At 72.5% G+C, this 23370-nt stretch carries 19 protein-coding genes; 13 read left to right on the forward strand and 6 right to left on the reverse strand.

The annotated features are described in order from the left end of the window. Positions 1 to 159: 159 nt before the first annotated feature. Positions 160 to 1089: a serine protease gene (locus AB0O19_RS27415; RefSeq protein ID WP_363584515.1), complete on the forward strand. Its 930-nt coding sequence runs from the start codon at positions 160 to 162 to the stop codon at positions 1087 to 1089. A 193-nt stretch (positions 1090 to 1282) separates the two neighbouring features. On the opposite strand, the gene AB0O19_RS27420 is transcribed toward AB0O19_RS27415, so the two are convergent. Beyond that, positions 1283 to 1516: a hypothetical protein gene (locus tag AB0O19_RS27420; protein WP_363623238.1), complete on the reverse strand. Its 234-nt coding sequence runs from the start codon at positions 1514 to 1516 to the stop codon at positions 1283 to 1285. A 537-nt stretch (positions 1517 to 2053) separates the two neighbouring features. Between AB0O19_RS27420 and AB0O19_RS27425 the strand changes: the two genes are divergently transcribed. The 6 genes from AB0O19_RS27425 to AB0O19_RS27450 all read left to right on the forward strand — a co-directional run bounded on the left by AB0O19_RS27425 (position 2054) and on the right by AB0O19_RS27450 (position 9232). Continuing rightward, a complete protein-coding gene (locus tag AB0O19_RS27425) occupies positions 2054 to 4165 on the forward strand; it encodes a DNA topoisomerase IV subunit B (RefSeq protein ID WP_363623240.1) in 2112 nt (703 codons plus the stop codon). Positions 4166 to 4328: 163 nt separating this feature from the next. Beyond that, positions 4329 to 4814, forward strand: coding sequence for a CcdC protein domain-containing protein (locus tag AB0O19_RS27430; RefSeq protein ID WP_363623242.1), 486 nt, complete (start codon positions 4329 to 4331; stop codon positions 4812 to 4814). Between the two features lie 54 nt (positions 4815 to 4868). Then, positions 4869 to 6029 (forward strand): histidine kinase, encoded by a 1161-nt coding sequence (locus AB0O19_RS27435; protein WP_363623244.1) that lies wholly within the window; start codon positions 4869 to 4871, stop codon positions 6027 to 6029. Positions 6030 to 6102: 73 nt separating this feature from the next. Beyond that, on the forward strand, positions 6103 to 6798 hold the full coding sequence (locus AB0O19_RS27440) for a response regulator transcription factor (protein ID WP_363623246.1): 696 nt from the start codon (positions 6103 to 6105) through the stop codon (positions 6796 to 6798). A 125-nt stretch (positions 6799 to 6923) separates the two neighbouring features. Then, on the forward strand, positions 6924 to 7487 hold the full coding sequence (locus AB0O19_RS27445; protein WP_363623248.1) for a DUF485 domain-containing protein: 564 nt from the start codon (positions 6924 to 6926) through the stop codon (positions 7485 to 7487). 32 nt (positions 7488 to 7519) lie between these two features. Then, a complete protein-coding gene (locus AB0O19_RS27450; protein ID WP_363623284.1) occupies positions 7520 to 9232 on the forward strand; it encodes a cation acetate symporter in 1713 nt (570 codons plus the stop codon). 67 nt (positions 9233 to 9299) lie between these two features. On the opposite strand, the gene AB0O19_RS27455 is transcribed toward AB0O19_RS27450, so the two are convergent. Next, entirely contained in the window at positions 9300 to 9989 is a 690-nt protein-coding gene (locus AB0O19_RS27455; protein ID WP_063349364.1) for a response regulator, read from the reverse strand. After that, positions 9989 to 11584 carry a sensor histidine kinase gene (locus tag AB0O19_RS27460; RefSeq protein ID WP_363623250.1) on the reverse strand — a complete coding sequence of 532 codons (1596 nt, stop codon included), beginning with the start codon at positions 11582 to 11584 and terminating at the stop codon, positions 9989 to 9991. The genes AB0O19_RS27455 and AB0O19_RS27460 overlap by 1 nt, the downstream gene beginning before the upstream one ends. Positions 11585 to 11803: 219 nt before the next feature. Between AB0O19_RS27460 and AB0O19_RS27465 the strand changes: the two genes are divergently transcribed. From AB0O19_RS27465 to AB0O19_RS27475, 3 genes are all read left to right on the forward strand, one after another. Then, the gene (locus AB0O19_RS27465) at positions 11804 to 12628 is read left to right on the forward strand and encodes an ABC transporter ATP-binding protein (RefSeq protein ID WP_063349366.1); all 825 of its coding nucleotides are present in this window, start codon (positions 11804 to 11806) and stop codon (positions 12626 to 12628) included. Next, positions 12618 to 13493: an ABC transporter permease gene (locus tag AB0O19_RS27470; RefSeq protein WP_363584495.1), complete on the forward strand. Its 876-nt coding sequence runs from the start codon at positions 12618 to 12620 to the stop codon at positions 13491 to 13493. The genes AB0O19_RS27465 and AB0O19_RS27470 overlap by 11 nt, the downstream gene beginning before the upstream one ends. Before the next feature lie 121 nt (positions 13494 to 13614). Next, the gene (locus tag AB0O19_RS27475) at positions 13615 to 14691 is read left to right on the forward strand and encodes an ABC transporter substrate-binding protein (protein ID WP_350880086.1); all 1077 of its coding nucleotides are present in this window, start codon (positions 13615 to 13617) and stop codon (positions 14689 to 14691) included. Positions 14692 to 14842: 151 nt separating this feature from the next. On the opposite strand, the gene AB0O19_RS27480 is transcribed toward AB0O19_RS27475, so the two are convergent. Then, positions 14843 to 15745 carry a sucrase ferredoxin gene (locus tag AB0O19_RS27480; RefSeq protein ID WP_363584493.1) on the reverse strand — a complete coding sequence of 301 codons (903 nt, stop codon included), beginning with the start codon at positions 15743 to 15745 and terminating at the stop codon, positions 14843 to 14845. 95 nt (positions 15746 to 15840) lie between these two features. After that, positions 15841 to 18291, reverse strand: a complete 2451-nt coding sequence (locus AB0O19_RS27485) for a DNA topoisomerase IV subunit A (protein ID WP_363584491.1) — start codon at positions 18289 to 18291, stop codon at positions 15841 to 15843. 250 nt (positions 18292 to 18541) lie between these two features. On the opposite strand from AB0O19_RS27485, the gene AB0O19_RS27490 reads away from it, so the two are divergent. From AB0O19_RS27490 to AB0O19_RS27500, 3 genes are all read left to right on the forward strand, one after another. Further along, the gene (locus tag AB0O19_RS27490) at positions 18542 to 19903 is read left to right on the forward strand and encodes a pitrilysin family protein (RefSeq protein ID WP_363584489.1); all 1362 of its coding nucleotides are present in this window, start codon (positions 18542 to 18544) and stop codon (positions 19901 to 19903) included. 20 nt (positions 19904 to 19923) lie between these two features. Next, a complete protein-coding gene (locus AB0O19_RS27495) occupies positions 19924 to 21288 on the forward strand; it encodes a pitrilysin family protein (protein WP_363623286.1) in 1365 nt (454 codons plus the stop codon). 315 nt (positions 21289 to 21603) lie between these two features. After that, on the forward strand, positions 21604 to 22797 hold the full coding sequence (locus AB0O19_RS27500) for an RtcB family protein (protein ID WP_363623252.1): 1194 nt from the start codon (positions 21604 to 21606) through the stop codon (positions 22795 to 22797). A gap of 62 nt (positions 22798 to 22859) precedes the next feature. Here AB0O19_RS27500 and AB0O19_RS27505 read toward each other — a convergent pair whose 3' ends face one another. Then, positions 22860 to 23141: an HPr family phosphocarrier protein gene (locus AB0O19_RS27505; RefSeq protein ID WP_360258304.1), complete on the reverse strand. Its 282-nt coding sequence runs from the start codon at positions 23139 to 23141 to the stop codon at positions 22860 to 22862. Positions 23142 to 23370 lie beyond the last annotated feature (229 nt).

Raw genomic sequence — 23370 nt, forward strand, 5'->3', positions numbered from 1 at the left:
GGCGAGCGTGTGACGAAGGCCCGGAGCCCCACGGCTCCGGGCCTTCGCCGCTGTCCGGGCCCGGGCGGGTCAGCGTCCGGGTGGCCGTTGTCCCTCGTCCGGGTGGCGGTGCGACGGGAATCGGTCGCACCGTGTAGTCGATCACCTACGCTGTGGCGGTTGCCTGCTGCCGAGCCGACTGGAGTCACGGTGCTGCCCAACCCGGACCGCGCTGCCCTGCCGACCCCCGCCCCGCCCCCGGCGAGCCCGGCGGCCGCCCGTGCGGGCCGCCGCCGACGGGCCGCCGTGCTGGCGCTGCTGGCCGCCGTCCCCGTCCCGCTGGTCGCGCTCGGCGCGGCCGGTCCGGCCGGGGCGCAGCGCCGGGTGGTCGGCGGCACCGCCGAGACCACCGTCGACCACCCGTGGGTGGTGGCGCTGTCCAGCCGCCAGCAGTTCGGCAGCGGCCGCTCCGGCCAGTTCTGCGGGGGAGCGCTGGTCACACCGACCAAGGTGGTGACGGCCGCGCACTGCTTCTACGACGAGTCCAGGGGCGCCAAGGTGGACCGGCCGGGCCTCAAGGCCGTCATCGGCCGGGACGACATGCGCAGCTCGGCCGGCCGCGAGGTGCCCGTCCGGTCGGTGTGGATCCACCCCGACTACTCCTTCACCGCCAACCTGAACGACGTCGCCGTGCTCACCCTCGCCGACCCCCAGGACTCCCGGCCGGTGATCGACCTGGTCGGCCAGGGCGAGACCGAGCCGTACGCGGCCGGGACCGCCGCGCGGGTCTTCGGCTGGGGCGACACCACCGGGCGCGGTGACTACTCGCCCACGCTGCGCGGGGTGGAGGTGCCGATCATCGCGGACCAGACCTGTGCGCAGGCCTACCCGGGCGGGCCGGACGGCAAGTTCGACGCCCGGGGCATGGTGTGCGCGGGTGAGGAGAAGGGCGGCAAGGACGCCTGCCAGGGCGACAGCGGCGGCCCGCTGGTCGTCGGCGGCCGACTGGTCGGCCTGGTCTCCTGGGGGACGGGTTGCGCCGAGGCGGCCCACCCGGGCGTCTACACCAGGGTGGCGTCCGTCGCGGACGCGGTGCGCTCGGTGCTGTGAGGGCCGCCCGGGCCGTTGCCGGTGGCCAACTGGTCACGTTCTGACGTCACATCGCTGCGGAGCGTGCCAGCCTCCGGGAACAGCAGAGCCGGGCGACCGGCCCCCGAGGGGACCTGTCGCCCGGCTCACCGGTCGCGCGGAGTGCGCGACCGGATACACAGCTCGACGCCGACTGCTGGTGTGGCGCCTTGGATCAGCGCTCTTCTTCGGCGGCCGCGGCGTTGGCGGTGCCGCTGAGACGGCCGCTCTCGTCCTGTATCTCCACGGCGATCTTCTTGAGCTCGGGCTCGAACTTCCGGCCGTGGTGGGCGCAGAAGAGCAGCTCTCCGCCGCTGGCGAGTACGACGCGCAGGTAGGCCTGGGCGCCGCAGCGGTCGCAGCGGTCAGCCGCGGTGAGCGGGCTCGCAGGTGTCAGAACAGTAGTCACGTCGCCTCTTCTCTAGCTCGACGAGCTGTCGTACCAGGGTCAACATCCAACCAGGCCGAAAACGTTCCCGCTCGTGGCTTTTCTTCTCTGAGGATTCTGCTGTGTTGATGAGGACGTGCCCCGGGGGCCGGTGGTTCATGCGTACCGAATCCCAGGATCCGCCCGTCCCTCGAACGCCCGATCGGGACCGGGTGCGAGGTCCGCGTAGCATAATCCTCTGCCGGGTTGGAGCATAAGCCCCGCCCCGGGCCCCGGTAGCCTGCATAACGGCAGTTCCGGAGCCTGTGCCAGGCCCCACGATCCGCCAGGACCGGTGGTACCGGGAGGAGATGGCGCCCCGGGGTCCGGACACCGGAGCGGTCCTTGTTCGCGCAGCGCGTACAAGCTGCGCGGGAGCGGCCCGCCGTGCTGTGCACCCAGCGGAGGGGTGCGAGCACACCGGGCGACGGCTGTCGGTGCGGCGTGCTGCACTGGCGGATGGTCCGGATGCGTCCGGATGTGACCGATGAGACAGAACTTCACCGAGGAGAGTGCCGCGTGAGTGCCGAAACGACCGTGCCGTCCGCACTGCTGGCCGGCGACGACGGTTCCAACTACACCGCTCGGCACCTGCTCGTCCTGGAGGGCCTGGAGGCGGTCCGCAAGCGCCCCGGCATGTACATCGGCTCGACGGACAGCCGCGGCCTGATGCACTGCCTCTGGGAGATCATCGACAACTCCGTCGACGAGGCGCTGGGCGGCTACTGCGACCGCATCGAGGTCCTGCTGCACCCGGACTCCTCGGTCGAGGTCCGCGACAACGGGCGCGGCATCCCGGTCGACGTCGAGCCCAAGACCGGGCTGTCCGGCGTCGAGGTCGTGATGACCAAGCTGCACGCCGGCGGCAAGTTCGGCGGCGGCTCCTACGCGGCCTCCGGCGGCCTGCACGGCGTCGGCGCCTCCGTGGTCAACGCCCTCTCCGCCCGGCTGGACGTCGAGGTCGACCGCAGCGGACACACCCACGCGATCAGCTTCCGCCGCGGCACCCCCGGCATCTTCACCGAGGCCAGCCCCGACGCGCCCTTCGAGCCCGCCAACGGCCTGACCAGGGCCCGCAAGGTGCCCAAGGCCCGCACCGGCACCAGGATCCGCTACTGGGCCGACCGGCAGATCTTCCTCAAGGACGCCCGGCTCTCCCTGGAGCACCTGCACAGCCGCGCCCGACAGACCGCCTTCCTCGTGCCCGGCCTGACCATCGTCGTGCGTGACGAGCGGCTCACCGAGAGCGAGCAGGTCGAGGAGTCGGTCTTCCGCTTCGACGGCGGCATCGCCGAGTTCTGCGAGTTCCTGGCGCCCGACAAGCCGGTCTGCGACGTGCTGCGGCTGCGCGGAGAGGGCACCTTCAAGGAGACGGTGCCCGTCCTGGACGAGCTCGGCCACATGACCCCCACCGAGGTCACCCGGCAGCTCGGCGTGGACATCGCGCTGCGCTGGGGCGCCGGTTACGACACCACCCTGCGCTCCTTCGTCAACATCATCGCCACCCCCAAGGGCGGCACCCACATGACCGGCTTCGAGCGCTCGCTGGCCAAGACCGTCAACGAGGCGCTGCGCGCGGCCAAGCTGCTGCGCGTCGCCGAGGACGACATCACCAAGGACGACGCCACCGAGGGCCTCACCGCGGTGGTCACCGTCCGGCTCGCCGAGCCGCAGTTCGAGGGCCAGACCAAGGAGGTGCTCGGCACCTCGGCGGCCAACCGGATCGTCGCCGCCGTCGTCGCCAAGGAGCTCAAGGCCTTCCTCACCTCGGCCAAGAAGGACCAGAAGCTCCAGGCCCGGGCCGTGCTGGACAAGGTCGTCGCGGCCGCCCGCACCCGGGTCGCGGCCCGCCAGCACAAGGAGGCCCAGCGCCGCAAGACCGCGCTGGAGACCAGCTCGCTGCCGGCCAAGCTGGCCGACTGCCGCAGTGACGACGTCGACCGCAGCGAGCTCTTCATCGTCGAGGGCGACTCCGCGCTCGGCACCGCCAAGCTCGCCCGCAACTCCGAGTTCCAGGCGCTGCTACCGATCCGCGGCAAGATCCTCAACGTGCAGAAGGCCTCGGTGAGCGACATGCTCAAGAACACCGAGTGCGCCGCGATCATCCAGGTGATAGGGGCCGGTTCGGGCCGCACCTTCGACATCGACCAGGCCCGCTACGGCCGGGTCATCTTCATGGCCGACGCCGACGTCGACGGCTCGCACATCCGCACCCTGCTGCTGACGCTGTTCCACCGCTACATGCGGCCGATGGTCGAGCAGGGCCGGGTCTTCGCCGCCGTGCCGCCGCTGCACCGGATCGAGCTCACCAATCCCAAGCGCGGCCAGGAGAAGTACCACTACACCTACTCCGACGCCGAACTGCGCTCCACGCTGCTGGAGTTCCAGCGCAAGGGGCAGCGCTGGAAGGAGCCGGTGCAGCGGTACAAGGGCCTGGGCGAGATGGACGCCGACCAGCTGGCCGAGACCACCATGGACCCGCGCCACCGCACGCTGCGCCGGATCAACCTGGGCGACCTTGAGCAGGCCGAGCGGATCTTCGACCTGCTGATGGGCAACGACGTCGCCCCGCGCAAGGAGTTCATCGTGGACTCGGCGGCCACCCTGGACCGCTCCCGCATCGACGCCTGAGGCCTTCGGATCCTTCCGGCACGAGGGCCCTCCACCCACGGGTGGAGGGCCCTCGTGCTGCCGGTTCCACCTGTGGTCCACCCCGGCGCCGATCAACCGGGGGCGCCGGATCCGTAGCGTCGGAGAGGTCAGTACAAGCCTCCTGTCGGGACGGAGAAGTCCGATGACCGCCCTCGTCAACATCGTCGTGATCATCGCGGTGATGGTCCTCGTGGTCCAGCGCCAGATGCGAGCCCAGCGCCTGGACACCGAGCGCCGCTTCTGGCTGCTGCCGCTGATCCTCGGCGTGCTCGCACTGCGCGACCCGCAGCTCATCGACCACCAGCACACCGCGCTGTCCGCCACCCTGGTCGGGTGCGGCCTGGTGGCGGTGGTCGCGATGGGCTCCGTCTGGGGCTGGACCGTGCGGCTGTGGCGGGCCGGGGACGGTTCGGTCTGGGCCAAGGGCACCAAGGCCACGGTGGCCGCCTGGGTCGGCATGCTCGCCATCCGGCTCGCCCTGTACGGCATCGGCGCGGCACTGCACGTCCACCAGGCGGGCAGCGCGCTGCTGCTGGGGCTGGCGGTCCTGCTGCTGACCCGCTCCTTCGTGGTGAACTGGCGGGCACGGGCCCTGGACCTGCCGCAACAGGCCGCCGTACCGCGCTGACCGCCCTGCCGGGGCCTGCCGGGCCCGCTGTCCGAGAACGTCGAGGAGGCATCTGTGGCCGAGTGGTACTGGACCCGCTGGCCGTCCCGCGAGGGGCTGGAGCGCGAGGTCGGGAGATGGCCGCGGCGGGCCCTCTCCCTGCTCGGCCGCACCGTCCTGCTGGTCGTCGTCTGCTGGGGGACGTTCTCCGGCGGCAAGTACACGGGCTGGGCGGTGGTGGTCGTGGCGGCCGGACTGCTCGGGGTCGCCGCCCTGGCCACCGGCTACCTCTACGCCACCCGGGAACAGCGCCTGGCGCTCTCGCTGGGCCTGGCCGTCGCCCTGCTCGGCAGCGCCTGGCTGGCCAACTGGGGGCAGGCCTACCTGCTGGCCGACTTCGTCTGGTGCGGGCTGGCCGTGGTGGGGGTGGTCCGGCTGCCGCCCGCGCCCGGCCTGCTCGCCGCGGCGACCGCGCTGGGCTCGTACACCGCCGCCAGCTGGGCGAGCTGGGTGAGCATCTTCGCCACCATCGGCGGGCTCGGCCTGCTCGGCTACCTGCTGCGGCTGGACGTCGAGGCCCGCGGCACCGCCCGCCAGCTGCTCACCCAGGAGCGCGCCGCCCGGGCCGCCGAGGCGGAGAGCGCGGCGCTCGCCGAACGGGCCAGGATCGCCCGGGAGATCCACGACGTGCTCGCGCACAGCCTCTCCGCGCAGCTCGTCCACCTGGAGGCGGCCCGGCTGATGCTGGACGCCGGCACCGACCGCGGGCAGATCCGCGAGCGGGTCGTCGCCGCCCGGCGGATGGCCCAGGACGGGCTGGTCGAGACCCGGCAGGCGCTGTCCGCGCTGCGCGGCGAGCTCACCCCGGTCGGCGAGTTCCTGGTGGAGCTGACCGGGCGGGAGCGGGCCGCGCTCGCCGTCACCGGCACGCCCCGACCGCTCGCCGCCGAGGCCGCCCTCGCGGTGCGGCGCACCGCGCAGGAGGCGGTGACCAACGTCCGCAAGCACGCGCCCGGCGCCCGGTGCACCGTCGAACTGCGCTACCTGACGGAGGCGGTGGAGCTGGAGGTGCGCAACTCCCGCCCCCCGCGCGGCGAACCGTCCGGGGAGCTGGCAGCCAGCGGCAGCGGGTACGGTCTGCTGGGGATGCGCGAACGCGCGGAACTGCTCGGCGGCACCCTGCTGGCGGGCCCCGAGGACGGAGGGTGGCGCGTGCTGCTGCAGGTGCCGGCATGAGCGAGCGCGGCGAGCTCATCATCAGCAGGTGCGGATTTCGCGAAGCGACTGCCGAGCGAAGCGGGGCGGGCGCATGAGCGAGGCGGAAGTCACCAGGGTGCTGGTGGTGGACGACCAGACGGTGGTGCGCGAGGGCATCGTGATGCTGCTGGGGCTGCTGCCCGGCATCGAGGTGGTCGGCGCGGCGGCGGACGGGGAGGAGGCCGTCGCCCTGGTGGAGCGGTGTCACCCGGACGTGGTGCTGATGGATCTGCGGATGCCGCGCGTCGACGGCGTCGAGGCGACCCGGCGGATCCGGGCCGCGCACCCGCAGACCGAGGTCGTGGTGCTCACCACCTACGCCGACGACGACTCGCTGTTCCCCGCCCTGCAGGCCGGGGCGCGCGGCTACCTCACCAAGGACGCCGGCGGCGAGGAGATCGCCCGGGCGATCGCGGACGTCCGCGCGGGGGCGGCCGGGCTCTCGCCGCAGATCCAACTCCGTCTGTTGGAAAGGCTTTCAGGGCCTGAGGTCGGATCCGCGCCGGGGGCCGGGAAGCCGGCCGGGCGGCCGGGGGAGCTCCCGGACGGGCTGACCGCCCGGGAGGCGGAGGTGCTGGCGCTGATCGCGGAGGGGCTCTCCAACGCCGAGATCGCCCAGCGGCTGTTCGTCAGCCAGGCCACCGTGAAGACGCACATCAACAACCTGTTCGCCAAGACCGCGGTACGGGACCGGGCGCAGGCGGTCTCGTACGCCTTTCGACACGGGATCACCGGTACGCAGCAGTAGTCGGATGAGTGTCTGTCGGATGATCGATCACCTCATCGAGTGAAGGTATCGGCAATGGTCAGAGGGGCTGTCCGGCGGCCACCATCATGGTTGGGGTCAGAGTGCCCGCCGGTCCAGGAGCAGTTGTGCCACAGCAGCAGACGAGCAGTCCCGGACAGGGGCAGCGATTTGACTGGTGGGCCGCTCCGGCCGCCGCCACCGCCGCCGACCGGCCGGACGTGCCCGGCCAACCGGCGGTACCGGCCCAGTCGGCCCCCACCCGCGCGGTCCAGCCGGTACCGGCCGGGCGGGCGCCCGGCCGGGCCGCCGCTGCCCCCGCCGCCCAGCCCGCCGTCGAACCGGCGACCGCCCCCCGGGCCCTGGTGCCCGCCACCGACAGCACCGAGGTGTACCGGGCCGTCCAGCGCAGCGACGCCTTCCAGGACATCCGCCGCAGCTACCGGTCGTTCGTCTTCCCGGTCAGCGGAGCCTTCCTCGGCTGGTTCCTGATGTACGTCGCCGCGCAGGCCGCCGCCCCCGGCCTGATGCGCAGCCAGGTGGCCGGCCCGCTCAACGTGGCCTGGCTGCTCGGCCTGCTGCAGTTCGCCTCCACCTTCCTGCTCACCTGGCTCTACGCCCGCAACGCCCGGACCAAGCGCGACCGCGCCGCCCTGGGCCTGCGCTGGGACACCCAGGACCAGCTGCGATGACGACCACGATCACGACCGCGGTGACGACCACGATGACGACCGCCACCCCGCCCCCCGTCGCCCCCACCGGCGACCACCACGACCTCGCGATCGCGCTGTTCGCCGTCGTCGTCCTGGTCACCCTGGCGATCACCCTCTGGGTCGGCCGCCGGGGCAGCGCCACCGAGGACTTCTACGCCGGCGGACGCGACTTCACCCCGCTCCAGAACGGCTTCGCGCTCTCCGGCGACTACCTCTCCGCCGCCTCCTTCCTCGGCGTCGCCGGGCTGATCGCGCTGTACGGCTACGACGGCGTGCTCTACAGCATCGGCTTCCTGGTCGCCTGGCTGGTGGTGCTGATGCTGGTCGCCGAACTGGTCCGCAACGCCGGCCGGTACACCCTCGCCGACGTGCTCGCCCTGCGGCTGCGCCGCCGCAAGGTCCGGGCCGCGGCCGGTGGCGCCAGCGTCGTCGTCACCCTGCTCTACCTGGTCGCCCAGATGGTCGGCGCGGGCTCGCTGGTCGCCCTGCTGCTCGGCACCAACAGCGCCCAGGCCCGGACCTGGACCATCGTCGCCGTCGGCGGACTGATGATCGTCTACGTCACGATCGGCGGGATGCGGGCCACCACCTGGATCCAGATCGTCAAGGCCTTCCTGCTGATCGCCGGCTCGGTGCTGCTCACCGTGCTGCTGATGGTCCGCTTCCACGGCGACGTCGGCGAGCTGATGCGCCAGGCCGCCCAGCACAGCGGCGCCGGGCGGCGCTACCTCGAACCCGGCCTCAAGTACGGCGCCACCTTCACCAGCCGGCTCGACTTCTTCAGCCTGGGCCTCGCCCTGGTGCTCGGCACCGCCGGACTGCCGCACATCCTGTCCCGCTTCTACACCGTGCCCACCGCGCGGGCCGCCCGCCGCTCCACGATGTGGGCGATCGGCCTGGTCGGCGGCTTCTACCTGATGGCCATCGCGCTCGGCCTGGGCGCGACCGCGCTGGTCGGCTCGGCGGAGGTGCGGCACGCCAACTCGGCCGGGAACACCGCCGTCCCGCTGCTCGCCCTGGTGCTCGGCGGCGGCAACGGCAGCACCGGCGGGGTGGTGCTGTTCGCCCTGATCTCGGCGATCGCCTTCGCCACCATCCTCGCCGTGGTCGCCGGGCTCACCCTGGCCTCCTCGGCGGCCTTCGCCCACGACATCTGGGCCGGTGCCTGGCGCGGCCGGCCGCGCCGGCGCCCCTTCCGGCGGCGTGCCGCCGTCCCGGCCTCCCGGCCGGGGGAGGCGGGGGACGCGGCGGAGGCCGAGCCGACGGGCGAGGCCAGCGAGCGCCAGGAGGTCTGGGTGGCACGGTTCGCGGCCGTCGGGATCGGCGCGGCCGCGATCGCGATCAGCCTCTACGCCCAGCAGCTGAACGTCGCCTTCCTGGTCGGCCTGGCCTTCGCGGTGGCGGCCTCCAGCAACCTGCCCGTCCTGCTGTACAGCCTGTTCTGGTCGCGGTTCACCACCCGCGGCGCGGTCTGGTCGGTGTACGGCGGGCTGGTCCCGGCGATCGTGCTGGTCGTCTTCTCCCCGGTGGTCTCCGGCACCAAGGTGGCGCTCTTCCCCGGCGTCGACTTCCACTGGTTCCCGCTGGAGAACCCCGGCATCATCTCCATCCCGCTCGGCTTCCTGGCCGGCTGGATCGGGACGATCACCTCGCCCGAGCCGGCCGACGCGGACCGCTTCGCCGAGCTGGAGGTGCGCGCCCTCACCGGTGCGGGCGCGGCCTGAGCGCCGCGCCCCGGGGAACCCCGGCGGGCCTGGGGCCGCCGGGGTTCCCCCACGTCCGGGCGCGGTGTCAGGCCCGGACCGCCAGGCCGTAGCGGTGCTCGGGGCGGCCGGTGTCGCCGTAGCGCAGGGTCAGCCGCAGCCGGCTGTCCCGCTCCAGCTGCTTGAGGTAGCGCTGCGCCGTCGAGCGGCTGAGCCCGGTGGCGTCCGCGACCTCCTGCGCGGACAGCGGGCGGCCCGCCTGGCGCAGCACCCCCAGCACCAGGTCGGTGGTGGGCGCCGAGTGCCCCTTCGGCAGCGGGCCGGCCGGGGCGGCGGCGCTGCGCAGGGTGGCGAACAGCCGGTCCACCTCGTCCTGGCCGGCCTCCCGGGCCGCCGGTCCGGCCAGCGCGTGCCGCAGCTGCGCGTACGCGACCAGCTTGTCCCGCAGGCCGGCGAAGGTGAACGGCTTGACCAGGTACTGCAGCGCGCCGTGCTGCATCGCGGCGTGCACCGTCGACACGTCCCGGGCGGCCGTCACCATCATCACGTCGCAGGCCACCTGCCGCTCCCGCAACCGGCGCACCAGCGCCAGGCCGGTCTCGTCCGGCAGGTGGTGGTCGAGCAGCAGCAGGTCCACCGGGCGGCGCTCCAGCGCGGCCAGCGCCTCCCCGGCCGAGTGCGCGGTGCCGGTCACCCGGAAGCCCGGCACCTTGGCCACGTACGCGGCGTGCACGTCCGCGACCCGGAAGTCGTCGTCCACCACGAGTACGTCGATCATCAGGCCTCCACGAGCTGAGGGGTGAGCAGGGCCTCGGGCAGCTCGACCGTGAACCGGGCGCCGCCGAGCGGTCCCGCGTCGAGCACGATCCGGCCGCCGGTCCGTTCGACCAGCCGCCGCACCATCGCCAGCCCCAGCCCGCGCGGACGGTGCGCGGGCGCGTCCTTGCTGGTCCACCCCTCCTCGAAGACCTGCTCGCGCAGCTCCTCCGGCACGCCCGGGCCGCTGTCCGCGACCTGGAGCAGCAGCGTGGAGCCGGCCGCCGCCAGCGTCACCTCCAGCCGGCCGCCCCCACCCGCCGCGAGCGCGTCCACCGCGTTGTCGATCAGATTGCCGAGCACCGTCACCAGCGCCCGCGCGTCCACCACCGCGTCCGGCAGGTGCGCCGCCGGGGCCAGCGCCAGCCGCACCCCGCGCTCGCCCGCCACCGCCGTCTTGCCCGCCAGCAGCGCCGCGACGTGCGGATCCTGCACCTGCTCGGCGATCCGCGCCGCGACCACCGCGTGCGAACCGGACTGCTCCGAGATGAACGCCACCGCCTGCTCGTGGCGGCCCAGCTCCAGCAGGCCCAGCAGGGTGTGCATCCGGTTGGCGTGCTCGTGGTCCTGGGCGCGCAGTGCCTCGGTCAGGCTGCGCGTGGTGTCCAACTCGCGGACCAGCGACTCCAGTTCGGTCCGGTCGCGGAGCGTCACGACCGCGCCGCCCTCGGCCGTGCCCATCCGGTTGACCACCAGCACCCGGTCGTCCCGGACCGCCGGCAGGTCGGCGCCGGTGATCCGCCCGGTCAGCACGTCCGCCAGCCGGCCCGGCGGCAGCACCGCGTGGATCGGCCGCCCGGTGCAGTCCTCCGGCAGGCCGAGCAGCCGCACCGCCTCGTCGTTGGCCAGCCGGATCCGGCCGCGCTCGTCCAGCGCCACCATGCCCTCGCGGATGCCGTGCAGCATCGCCTCCCGCTCCACCAGCAGCGCCGAGATGTCGGCCAGCGCGATGTTGTGGGTGCGGCGCTTCAGCCGCCGGGCCAGCGCCAGCGTGGCGACCGTCCCCGCGGCCAGGCCCGCGCCCGCGCACAGCAGGATCCCGGTGAGCATCTTCAGCAGCCGGCGGCGGATCGAGTCGTCGCTGATGCCGACCGACACCTCGCCGACGATCCGGCCGTCCGCGACCCGCAGCGGCACCTTGCCGCGCGCGGTGCGGCCCAGCGTGCCCTGCTGCATCGCGGTGACGCTGAGCCCGCTGAGCGCCGGCTCCGGATCGGTGCTGACCCGGTGGCCGATCCGCTCCGGGTCGGTGTGCGAGAGCCGGATCCCGTCCAGGTCGGTGACCACCACGAAGCTCGCGCCGGTGGCCAGCCGGATCTGCTCGGCGTTGCGCTGCGCGGTCGCCGAGTCCCGGGCGTCGGCGGCGCGGGCGATCGCCTCGTCGGTGGCGGTGGCCTGGGCGATCGACAGCGCCCGCTGCATCGCGTCGTGGTCCAGCTCGCTGCTGACCGGGGCCAGGAACAGGCCGGCGGTCACGGTGGTGACACCGACGGTGACGACGGTCTGGCTCAGCAGCAGTTGCGCGAAGACCCGGCGGGGCCAGCGGGGCAGCTTCATCCGGGCCTCCTCTCGGCGGCTGTGGGGGCGGGTACGTCAGGGTCGGGACACCCTACGTTTCCGGCGTGTTTCTGTCAGCCGCGTCCCCGCAGTTGTAGCGGAAGCAAAAGGAGCAGAACACCCCTCAACGCGGAGAAACCGCAGTACGCCGAGAAGGCTCCCGCCCGGGCCCGGCCCGCTCCTACCTTTCCGGGGCAAGCACAGACCCGGGAGGATCGAATGAGCACAACCCCGGCGATCGAGCTGACTGGCGCGACGAAACGGTTCCGCACCCCGTCCGGGGCCCTGCACACCGCCGTCCGTGATCTCGATCTGACCGTCGCCCAAGGCGAGTTCGTCGCCGTCGTCGGGCCCACCGGCTGCGGCAAGTCCACCACGCTGACCCTGGTCAGCGGCCTGGAGGAGCCCACCGAGGGCGAGGTCCGGGTGGACGGCGAGCCGGTCCGCGGAATCCACCCCAAGGTCGGTTTCGTCTTCCAGCAGGACGCCGTCTTCCCCTGGCGCACCGTCCTGTCCAACGTGATGGCCGGGCCGCGCTTCCGCGGCGTGCCCACCGCCGAGGCCAGGGAACGGGCCCGGGACTGGCTGGGCCGCGTCGGCCTCGCCGCCTTCGAGGACCGCTACCCGCACCAGCTGTCCGGCGGCATGCGCAAGCGCGTCGCGCTCGCCCAGACCTTCGTCAACGACCCGGACATCCTGCTGATGGACGAGCCGTTCTCGGCGCTGGACGTGCAGACCCGCGCCCTGATGTCCGACCAGCTGCTGGAGCTGTGGGCCGGGACCAGGTCCTCCGGGAACGCCGCGTCGGTCGTCTTCGTCACCCACGACCTGGACGAGGCCATCGCGCTCGCCGACCGGGTCGTCGTCATGACGGCCGGACCGGCCACCGTCAAGGAGATCTTCACCGTCGACCTGCCGCGACCGCGCACCGTGGAGGCCGTCCGGCTGGAACCGAGGTTCGTCGAGCTGTACCGCGAGATCTGGGCCTCGCTCGGCGAAGAGGTGCGCATCACCCGGGAGAGAGGAGCGGGTCGTGCCGCTTGAGACCGCGTCGGCCGTCGCCGACAAGCCCCCGGCGGCCACCCCCGCCAGCCGTACCGAGGCCCGCGAACGGGCCGCCCGCAACCGGAGGTTGACCGTCTACGGGGCCCGGGTCGCGGTCCTGGTCGCCTTCCTCGGACTGTGGGAGGTCTGCGCCCGCACCGACGTCATCGACCCGTTCAACTTCTCGCAGCCGTCGAGGATCTGGGACCAGATCTGGCAGTGGATCACCCACGGCACCGCGCAGGGCTCGCTCGGCGAACAGATCGGCTACACCCTCTACGAGGCCCTCACCGGCTGGGTGATCGGCGTCATCTGCGGTGTGCTGCTCGGCATCGCGCTCGGCCGGGTCCGCTTCCTGGCCGACGTGTTCGGGCCCTACATCAAGGTGCTCAACGCCATCCCGCGGATCGTGCTCGCCCCGATCTTCCTGATCTGGTTCGGCCTCGGCCCGGCCTCCAAGGTCGCCTCCGCCGTCGTCCTGGTGTTCTTCCCGGTGTTCTTCAACGCCTTCCAGGGCGCCCGCGAGGTGGACCGCAACCTCGTCTCCAACGCCCGCATCCTCGGCGCCGACGGCCGCAAGGTCACCCTCCAGGTGGTCATCCCCGCCGCCACCACCTGGATCTTCACCAGCCTGCACGTCAGCTTCGGCTTCGCCCTGATCGGGGCCATCGTCGGCGAGTACATCGGCGCCACCAAGGGCCTCGGCCTGCTCGTCGCCGCCGCCCAGGGCACCTTCAACGCGGCCGGCGTGTACGCCGCCATGACCATCCTCGCCGTCGTGGCGCTGCTCACCGAGGGGCTGCTGACCTTCGCCGAGACGAAGCTGTTCCGCTGGAAGCCCGCAGACACGGGCGACGGCCGCTGAACCCCTCTGCGTCGCTGAACCACCTGCGCCGCTGAACCCCACCCCCTGCGTCGCGAACCCCCCGCTTCGCTGAACCACCTGTGCCGCTGAACCCCCCTCGCAGAGAGAGGCACCCCCACCCATGCGCCCGAACCCGATCGGCAGACCCGCCGCGGCCGCCCTCGCCGCCGTCCTGCTCCTCCCGCTCTCCGCCTGCGCCAACGACGCCGCCACGACCACCCACGGCGCCGCCGCCCCGGCCGGCCGGCAGGTCGACGGGCCGAAGGTCAAGATCATGGTCGGTGGCCTGGACAAGGTCATCTACCTGCCCGCGATGCTCACCCAGCGGCTCGGCTTCTTCGCCGACGCGGGCGTCAACGTCGAGTTGATGAGCGAGCCCGCCGGCGTCAACGCCACCACCGCGCTGCTCGCCGGCGACGTCCAGGGCGCCGTCGGCTTCTACGACCACACCATCGACCTCCAGGCCAAGGGCAAGATCGTCGAGTCCGTGGTGCAGTTCTCCCAGGCCCCCGGCGAGGTCGAACTCGTCTCCACCAAGCAGGCCGACGCCATCAGGTCCGGCGCGGACTTCAAGGGCAAGAAGCTCGGCGTCACCAGCATCGGTTCCTCCACCGACTTCCTCACCAAGTACCTCGCCGTCAAGAACGGCACCGCCGTCAGCGAGTTCAGCCCGATCGCGGTCGGAGCCGGCCAGACCTTCATCGCCGCGCTCCAACAGGGCAGCATCGACGGCGGGATGACCACCGACCCGACCGTCGCCAACGTCCTCGACAAGGGCCTCGGCAAGATCCTCTACGACATGCGCACACCCGAGGGCTCCCGCGAGGCCCTCGGCGGCCTCTACCCGTCGTCCTCGCTCTACATGAACACCGACTGGGTGGAGAAGAACAAGGACACCACCCAGAAGCTCGCCAACGCCTTCGTCAAGACCCTCAAGTGGATGTCCACGCACAGCCCCGAGGAGATCGCCGCGAAGATGCCCGCCGACTACGCGCAGGGCGGCGCCGAGCAGTACGCGGCCGCGATCAAGGCGACCCTGCCGATGTTCACCACCGACGGCGTGATGCCGGCCGACGGCCCCAAGACCGTCCTCGCCGTGCTCGCCGCCTTCCACCCGGACGTCAAGGGCAAGGAGGGCACCATCGACCTCTCCCGCACCTACACCACCGAGTTCGTCGGCAAGGCCGTCACCGGCTGAGCCGACACCCGACGTGACGGCCCCGCGCACCTCCGTGGACAGCGGGCGCGGGGCCGCCCACGCGCTCCGGTCCCGCGCTCACCCCCACGGGCGCGGGGCCGCCCGCGCGCTCCCGACCTGCTGAAGGCCCTGCCGGCGCGCTTCCGCCCCGCTACCGACCCCGCACCGAGAGCACGTCCATCCGCGACGGCGTCCCCGCCGCCTTGCCGCAGCTCTCCGGACGCGCCGGCTCGCTCACCGCCTCGATCACGTCCACCTCCCAGGCCCGGCCGTCCTGGTGCAGCACCGAGACCAGCCAACGGCCCGCGCCGTCCGGCCGCTGGGCCAGCGTCAGCGCGTCCACCCCGGTCTCCCCGGTCGCCAACCGCACCGCGTGCTCGGCAGCCTGACCCGGACGCTCCCAGCCCGAACAGCCCCGCGACCAGGCCGGCACCATGTGCCCGGCCGCCGTCGCCGCCAGCACCTCCTTGGCCGCCTCCGCCGTCAGCCGCCCGTACGCGTAGCCGTACGGCAGCACCAGCATCGTGGGGGAGAAGCGGTGCCCGCCCAGGTGCGTCACCTCCCACACCTCGCTGTGCCCGGCCGCCGCCAGCTCCGCCGCCAACGGGCGGCCCAGCAGCGCGCAACAGCGGTCCCGCCGCCCGTTGGTGCACACCAGCGCCAACGGGCCGCCGACGTGCTCCACCCCGAAACCGCCGTGGTCACCGACGCCCAGCGCCGCGAAGTCCAGCTCCAGCAGCTCCGCCGGATCGGCCACCTCCGCCCGGCGCACCCAGCCGCGACCCGGCACCGTGTGCGCCACGACCACCTCGTGCCGCGCCGTCGGCAGGCAGTCCGCGTGCCGCCCCGGCCGCCGGATCAGCGCCACCCGCACCCCGGTGCCCGCCGCGGCCGCGTCCAGCGCCCGCCCCGTCGCCGGGTCCAGGTGGCTCTCCCCGAGCGCCTTCGCGCCCCACGGCCCGTTCTGCTCCACCAGCAGCCAGGTGGTCGCCACCGCGGCGGTGGCGGTCAGCGGCTCCGACAGTTCACGCGACAGCGTCGCACAGGTGCTCACCCGGGTAAGGCTACCCTCGGCACCCGCCGCGCCCCGGAACGACGAAGGAGGGGCGCCGGACGGCTCCGGCACCCCTCCTCCACCACGCCCGCGCCCTACGCCGGGCCGGCCACCACCGCGATCGGAGCCGTCACCGGCGTGCCCGAACCGTCACGGCGCGGGTCGCGCTCCGGCAGGTCCACCGGCGCGCCCTTGTCGGACGCCGCCCGGGCCGGGGCCACGCCCGCCCAGGCGAACGTCAGACCGTCCTCGCCGCGCAGGAACCGCTGGCAGCGCACACCGCCCGTCGCCCGGCCCTTGCGCGGGTACTGCTCGAACGGCGTCACCTTCCACGACGTCTGCTCCTCGCCGCTCAGCGTCCCCGACGCCCCCGCCACCGAGACCACCACCGCGTCCGAGGCCGGATCCACCGCCGTGAACGACAGCACCCGCGCCCCGTCGGAGAGCTTGATCCCCGCCATGCCGCCCGCCGGACGGCCCTGCGGGCGCACCTGCCCCGCCGGGTAGCGCAGCAGCTGCGCGTCCGAAGCGATGAAGACCAAGTCCTCCTCGCCGGTGCGCAGTTCGACCGCGCCCACCAGCTCGTCACCCTCCTTGAGGGCGATCACCTCGAACTCGTCCTTGTTCGCCGGCCACTCCGGCACCACCCGCTTCACCACGCCCTGCGCCGTGCCCAGCGCCAGCCCCGGCGAGGACTCGTCCAGCGTGGTCAACGCCAGCGCCCGTTCCCCGGCCTCCAACCGCAGGAACTCGCCCACCGCCGCCCCGCCGGCCAGCGTCGGCGACGGCGTCGGCGGCAGCGCCGGCAGATCGATCACCGGCAGCCGCAGCACCCGGCCCGCCGACGTCACCACACCCACGTCCGCCCGCGCCGTCGCCGGCACCGCCGACACGATCACATCGTGCTTCGACCGCTTCTCCGACAGCTCGAACGGCTCCCCGTCCGCCGTCCGCGCCAGCAGGCCCGTCGACGACAGCAGCACCCGGCACGGGTCGTCCGCCACCTCCAGCGGCACCGACAGCGCCGCCGACGGCGCCGCCCCCGCCTCCAGCAGCACCGTCCGCCGCTCCGTCCCGAACTGCTTCGCCACCGCGCCGAGTTCGGACGACACCACGCTGCGCAGCCGGGAGTCCGAGTCCAGGATCTCGGTCAGCTCCGCGATCTCCGCGTTCAGCTTCGCCTTCTCCTGCTCCAGCTCCACCCGGTCGAACCGGGTCAGCCGCCGCAGCGGAGTGTCCAGGATGTACGCCGTCTGCGTCTCCGACAGCGAGAAGCGCTCCATCAGGCGCTCCTTCGCCTGCCCCGCGTTGTCACTCGACCGGATGATCGCGATGACCTCGTCGATGTCGAGCAGCGCGACCAGCAGACCGTCGACCAGGTGCAGCCGCTCCTCCCGCTTGCGCCGGCGGAAGTCGCTGCGTCGCCGCACCACGGTGAACCGGTGGTCGACGTAGACCTCCAGCAGCTCCTTCAGTCCCAGCGTCAGCGGCTGGCCGTCCACCAACGCCACGTTGTTGATGCCGAAGGTCTCCTCCATCGGCGTCAGCTTGTACAACTGCTCCAGCAGCGCCTCCGGCACGAAGCCGTTCTTCACCTCGATCACCAGCCGCAGCCCGTGCTCGCGGTCGGTCAGGTCCTTGACGTCCGCGATGCCCTGCAGCTTCTTCGCGTTGACCAGGTCCTTGATCTTCGAAATGACCTTCTCCGGGCCGACGTTGTACGGCAGCTCGGTCACCACGATGCCCTTGCGGCGCGCCGTCACCGCCTCCACCGTCGTGGTCGCCCGGATCTTGAACGTGCCGCGGCCCGACTCGTACGCGTCCCGGATCCCCGACAGGCCCACGATCCGCCCGCCCGTCGGCAGGTCCGGACCGGGCACGAACCGCATCAGCGTGTCCAGGTCCGCGGTCGGGTGCTTGATCAGGTGCCGGGCCGCCGCCACCACCTCGGACAGGTTGTGCGGCGGCATGTTCGTCGCCATGCCGACCGCGATGCCCGTCGCGCCGTTCACCAGCAGGTTCGGGAACGCCGCCGGCAGCGCCAACGGCTCCTGCTCGCTGCCGTCGTAGTTCGGACCGAAGTCGACGGTGTCCTCGTGGATCGACTCCACCATCGCCATCGACGCCGCCGTCAGCCGCGACTCCGTGTAGCGCATCGCCGCCGGCGGGTCGTCGTTGCCCAGCGAACCGAAGTTCCCGTGCCCGTCGATCAGCGGCAGCCGCATCGAGAACGGCTGCGCCATCCGGACGACCGAGTCGTAGATCGACGCGTCACCGTGCGGGTGCAGCCGGCCCATCACCTCGCCCACCACACGGGCGCACTTCACGTGTGCGCGGTCCGGCCGCAGGCCCATCTCGTTGGCCTGGTACAGGATCCGGCGGTGCACCGGCTTCAGACCGTCCCGCGCGTCCGGAAGCGCACGCGAGTAGATCACCGAGTAGGCGTACTCCAGGAAGGAGCCCTGCATCTCGTCCACGACGTCGACATCGAGGATCCGCTCCTCGAAGTCTCCGGGCGGCGGGGTCTGCGAACTGCGGCGGGCCATCGCGGCGGGGCTCCCTTACGTCTCGCTTGCTGTGTCTCGGTCAGTCTCTGACGTCCATCCGCCGACCCTCGTCAACAGGGCTCGGCGCCCCCATTGTGGACCCTCGCGCCGACACTCCCGGCCAGCGCCCCTCTTCCGCCCCTGGCGAACGCCCTGTCTGCGCGGGACACGAACACGCCCCCCGCGCGTTGCACCACAATGGGGGACGCCACACGAACCCCGACATCGACGACGGGAAGGACCCGAGCGCATGGCCAACCCGGCCCCCGCATCCGCCTCCACCGGAGGACATGGCGCTGCCATCGCCATCACCGAGCACCGCCTGGCCAACGGCCTGCGCGTCGTCCTCTCCGAGGACCACCTCACCCCGGTCGCCGCGGTCTGCCTCTGGTACGACGTGGGCTCCCGCCACGAGGTCAAGGGCCGCACCGGCCTCGCCCACCTCTTCGAGCACCTCATGTTCCAGGGCTCCGCCAACGTCTCCAACAACGGGCACTTCGAGCTCGTCCAGGGCGCCGGCGGCTCGCTCAACGGCACCACCAGCTTCGAGCGCACCAACTACTTCGAGACCATGCCCGCCCACCAGCTGGAGCTCGCCCTCTGGCTGGAGGCCGACCGCATGGGCTCGCTGCTCGCCGCCCTCGACGAGACGTCCATGGAGAACCAGCGCGACGTCGTCAAGAACGAGCGCCGCCAGCGCTACGACAACGTCCCCTACGGCACCGCCTTCGAGAAGCTCACCGCGCTCTCGTTCCCCGACGGCCACCCGTACCACCACACCCCGATCGGCTCCATGGCCGACCTCGACGCCGCCACCCTCGACGACGCCCGCGCGTTCTTCCGCACCTACTACGCGCCCAACAACGCCGTTCTCACCGTCGTCGGCGACATCGACCCCGAGCAGACCATCGCCTGGGTCGAGAAGTACTTCGGCAGCATCCCCGCCCACGACGGCAAGCAGCCGCCGCGCTCCGGCGAACTCCCCGACACCATCGGCAGCGAACTGCGCGAGCACGTCCGCGAGGACGTCCCCTCCCGCGCCCTGATGGCCGCCTACCGCCTCCCGCACGACGGCACCCGCGACGCCGACGCCGCCGACCTCGCCCTCACCATCCTCGGCAGCGGCGAGTCCAGCCGCCTCTACAACCGGCTCGTCCGCCGCGACCGCACCGCCGTCGCCGCCGGCTTCGGCCTGCTCCGCCTCGCCGGCGCCCCCAGCCTCGGCTGGCTCGACGTCAAGACCTCCGGCGACGCCACCATCGAGCAGATCGACGCCGCCGTCGACGAGGAACTCGCCCGCTTCGCCGCCGAAGGCCCCACCCCCGAGGAACTCGAACGGGCCCAGGCCCAGATCGAGCGCGAATGGCTCGACCGGCTCACCACCGTCGCCGGCCGCGCCGACGAACTCTGCCGCTACGCCGTCCTGTTCGGTGACCCCAAGCTCCTCAACGACGCCCTCCCCAAGGTCCTCGACATCACCGCCGAGGAGGTCCAGGCCGTCGCCAAGGCCCGGCTCCACCCCGACAACCGGGCCGTCCTCGTCTACGAGCCCACCACGGCCGACGACACCGACGCCCCCGCCGCCACCGATGAGGAGGGTGCCGCCGCATGAGCACCGACTACGTCCCCGCCATGACGTTCCACCCCCAGCCCGAGCCCGGCACCCCCGGCCCCTGGGCCTTCCCCGCCCCCGAGCGCGCCGCCCTCGGCAACGGCATCACCGTCCTGCACTGCCACCGGCCCGGCCAGCAGCTCGTCGCCGTCGAGGTCCTCCTCGACGCCCCGCTCGCCGCCGAACCCGACGGCCTCGACGGCATCGCCGCCATCCTCGCCCGCGCCCTCAGCGAAGGCACCGACACCCTCACCGCCGAGGAGTACGCCGCCGAACTCGAACGCGCCGGCGCCACCCTCGACGCCCACGCCGACCACCCCTGCATCCGCGTCTCCCTGGAGGTCCCCGCCTCCCGCCTGCAGCGCGGCCTCTCGTTGCTCGCCGACGCCCTGCGCGCCCCCGCCCTCCCCGAGGACGAGATCGAGCGCCTCGTCGCCAACCGCCTCGACGAGATCGTCCACGAGCAGGCCAACCCCGCCCGGCGCGCCGCCAAGGCCCTCTACGCCGAGCTCTTCGACGGCGCCGACCGCCTCTCCCGGCCCCGCAGCGGCACCGCCGACACGGTCAAGGCCATCGACCGGGCCGCCGTCAAGGCCTTCTACGACGCCCACGTGCGCCCCGCCACCGCCACCGTCGTCGTGGTCGGCGACCTCACCGGCACCGACCTGCCCGCCCTCCTGGAGAGCACCCTCGGCACCTGGACCGGCAACACCGCCGAACCCTCCGCCCACGCCCCCGTCACCGCCGACGACCGCGGCCGCGTCGTCATCGTCGACCGCCCCGGCTCCGTCCAGACCCAACTCCTCATCGGCCGCATCGGCCCCGACCGCCACGACCCCGTCTGGGCCGCCCAGATCCTCGGCACCTACTGCCTCGGCGGCACCCTCACCTCCCGCCTCGACCGCGTCCTGCGCGAGGAGAAGGGCTACACCTACGGCGTCCGCTCCTTCGCCCAGCCGCTGCGCTCCGCCGCCGACGGCAGCGGCCGCTCGCTGCTCGCCATCAGCGGCTCGGTGGACACCGCCTCCACCGCCCCGGCGATCGCCGACACCTGGACCATCCTGCGCACCCTCGCCGCCGAGGGCCTCACCGACGCCGAGCGCGACGAGGCCGTGCAGTTCCTGGTCGGCGTCGCACCGCTGAAGTACGAGACCGCGGGCTCGGTCGCCGGCACCCTGGCCGACCAGGTCGAGCAGTACCTCGCGGACGACTACCAGGCCGAGGTCTACCGGCAGCTCGCCGAACTGCCCACCGCCGCAGCCACCGAGGCCGTCGTCGCCGCCTTCCCGCCGGACCGCCTGGTCACCGTGCTGGTCGGCGACGCCGCCGTCATCGCCGACGACGTGCGGGCCCTCGGCATCGGCGAGGTCACCGTCGTCAGCTGACCCGGCGTTTCCCGTACGGCCCGGTGGAGCACCCGCTCCGCCGGGCCGTCGCGTTGTTAAATCCGTTGCGGGCCAGCGGCGTTCCGTGGATAGATATCCCCGGCACACACGGACGAACGACGACGAACGACGGCGAACGAAGGGAGGCGGTCACCATGCGGGTCGAGCGAGCCATACGCCGACGCTCCCCGAGGCCGTCCTCCCCCTGTGCCCAGGGCGCCTGAGCCCCACCCCCGAACTTCCCCGAGCCGCACCGGGCTTCTTCGCGCGGCACCCCCTTCCCCGAACCACCCGACCGCTGGAGGTCGTTCGACCATGACGTACACCGAGGTGCCCGGAATCCGGGTCCCGATCCGGATGTGGACCGACCCGGCCACCGTCGAGGGCCAGGCCCTGCAGCAGCTGCGCAACATCAGCTCCCTGCCCTGGCTGCACGGCCTCGCCGTGATGCCCGACGTCCACCTGGGCAAGGGCGCGACCGTCGGCTCCGTCATCGCCATGAAGGGCGCCGTCTGCCCGGCGGCGGTCGGTGTCGACATCGGCTGCGGAATGAGCGCGGTGAAGACCTCCCTCACCGCCGAGGACCTCCCCGATGACCTGTCCCGCCTCCGCTCCAAGATCGAGCAGGCCATCCCGGTCGGCCGCGGCCTCCACACCGACCCCGTCGACCCGACCAAGCTGCACGGCCTCCAGACGGCGGGCTGGGACGACTTCTGGCAGCGCTTTGAGAGGGTCGCTCCGGCGGTGCATTGGCGGCGTGAGCGGGCCATGCAGCAGATAGGAACGCTCGGGCGCGGCAACCACTTTTCGGAAGTGTGCCTAGATGGGACCGGTTTTGTTTGGTTGATGTTGCATTCTGGATCGCGCAATATCGGCAAGGAACTAGCCGAGCACCACATGGAGGTGGCACGGTCTCTTCCTCACAACCAGGGCCTGATCGACCGGGACCTCGCGGTCTTCATCGCGGAGACCCCGCAGATGGCTGCTTACCGGCAGGACCTCTTCTGGGCCCAGGAGTACGCCAAGAACAATCGCGCGGTGATGATGGCGCTGTTCCAGGACGTTGTCCGTCGCGAGTTCACCAAGGCGAAGGTCGCCTTCGACGAGGTCATCAGCTGCCACCACAACTACGTGGCGGAGGAGACGTACGACGGTGTCGACCTGCTCGTGACCCGCAAGGGCGCGATCAGGGCCGGCACGGGCGACTACGGGATCATCCCGGGGTCCATGGGCACCGGCTCCTACATCGTCCGCGGTCTCGGCAACGAGGCGGCGTTCAACTCGGCCTCGCACGGCGCCGGCCGCAAGATGAGCCGTAGCGCCGCGAAGAAGCGGTTCTCCACGCAGGACCTGGTGGAGCAGACCAAGGGTGTGGAGTGCCGCAAGGACAGCGGTGTCGTGGACGAGATCCCGGGCGCCTACAAGTCCATCGAAAAGGTCATCGAGCAGCAGAAGGACCTCGTCGAGGTGGTCGCCCACCTCAAGCAGGTCGTCTGCGTCAAGGGCTGATCAACGTCGACAGGGGTGCCGCCACACCGTGGCGGCACCCCTGTCGGGTCGGTCGAGTCGGCTCAGGCCGCGGCCGGGAGCTCGTCGAGGCCTTCCTGGACGAGCTTGGCGAGGCGGTCGAGCGCGTCGTCGGCGTTCTCGGCGTCGGAGGCGAGGACGACCTCGTCGCCGCCCTGGGCGCCGAGGGCGAGCAGGCCGAGCATGGAGGCGGCGTTGACGGGGTTGCCGCCGGGCTTGGCGATGGTGATCGGCACGCCGGTGGCCGTGACGGCCCGGACGAAGACGGAGGCGGGACGGGCGTGCAGGCCCTCGGCCCAACCGATGGTGACGCGGCGCTCAGCCATGAGACGTGCCTTTCCGGTGAAGCTGGTTACGGCCGTGCTCGGGGAAGCGGCCATGTTGTCTAGACCAGTGTTGCACGCAGGCGGTCCCTGCGAGCCGCTGCGTTCGGGACTTGTGATTGTTTCTTTTCGGGGCATAAGGCCCGGCCGGCGGCCCTGCCCACCCTGCAGCCAGTGTGCACCCGGCGCCATTCGACTCGCTGCCGGATAACCTGACGAATGTGGACGACTC

The sequence above is a fragment of the Kitasatospora sp. NPDC091276 genome (genome assembly GCF_040684355.1).
In the GTDB taxonomy this organism is placed as follows: domain Bacteria; phylum Actinomycetota; class Actinomycetes; order Streptomycetales; family Streptomycetaceae; genus Kitasatospora.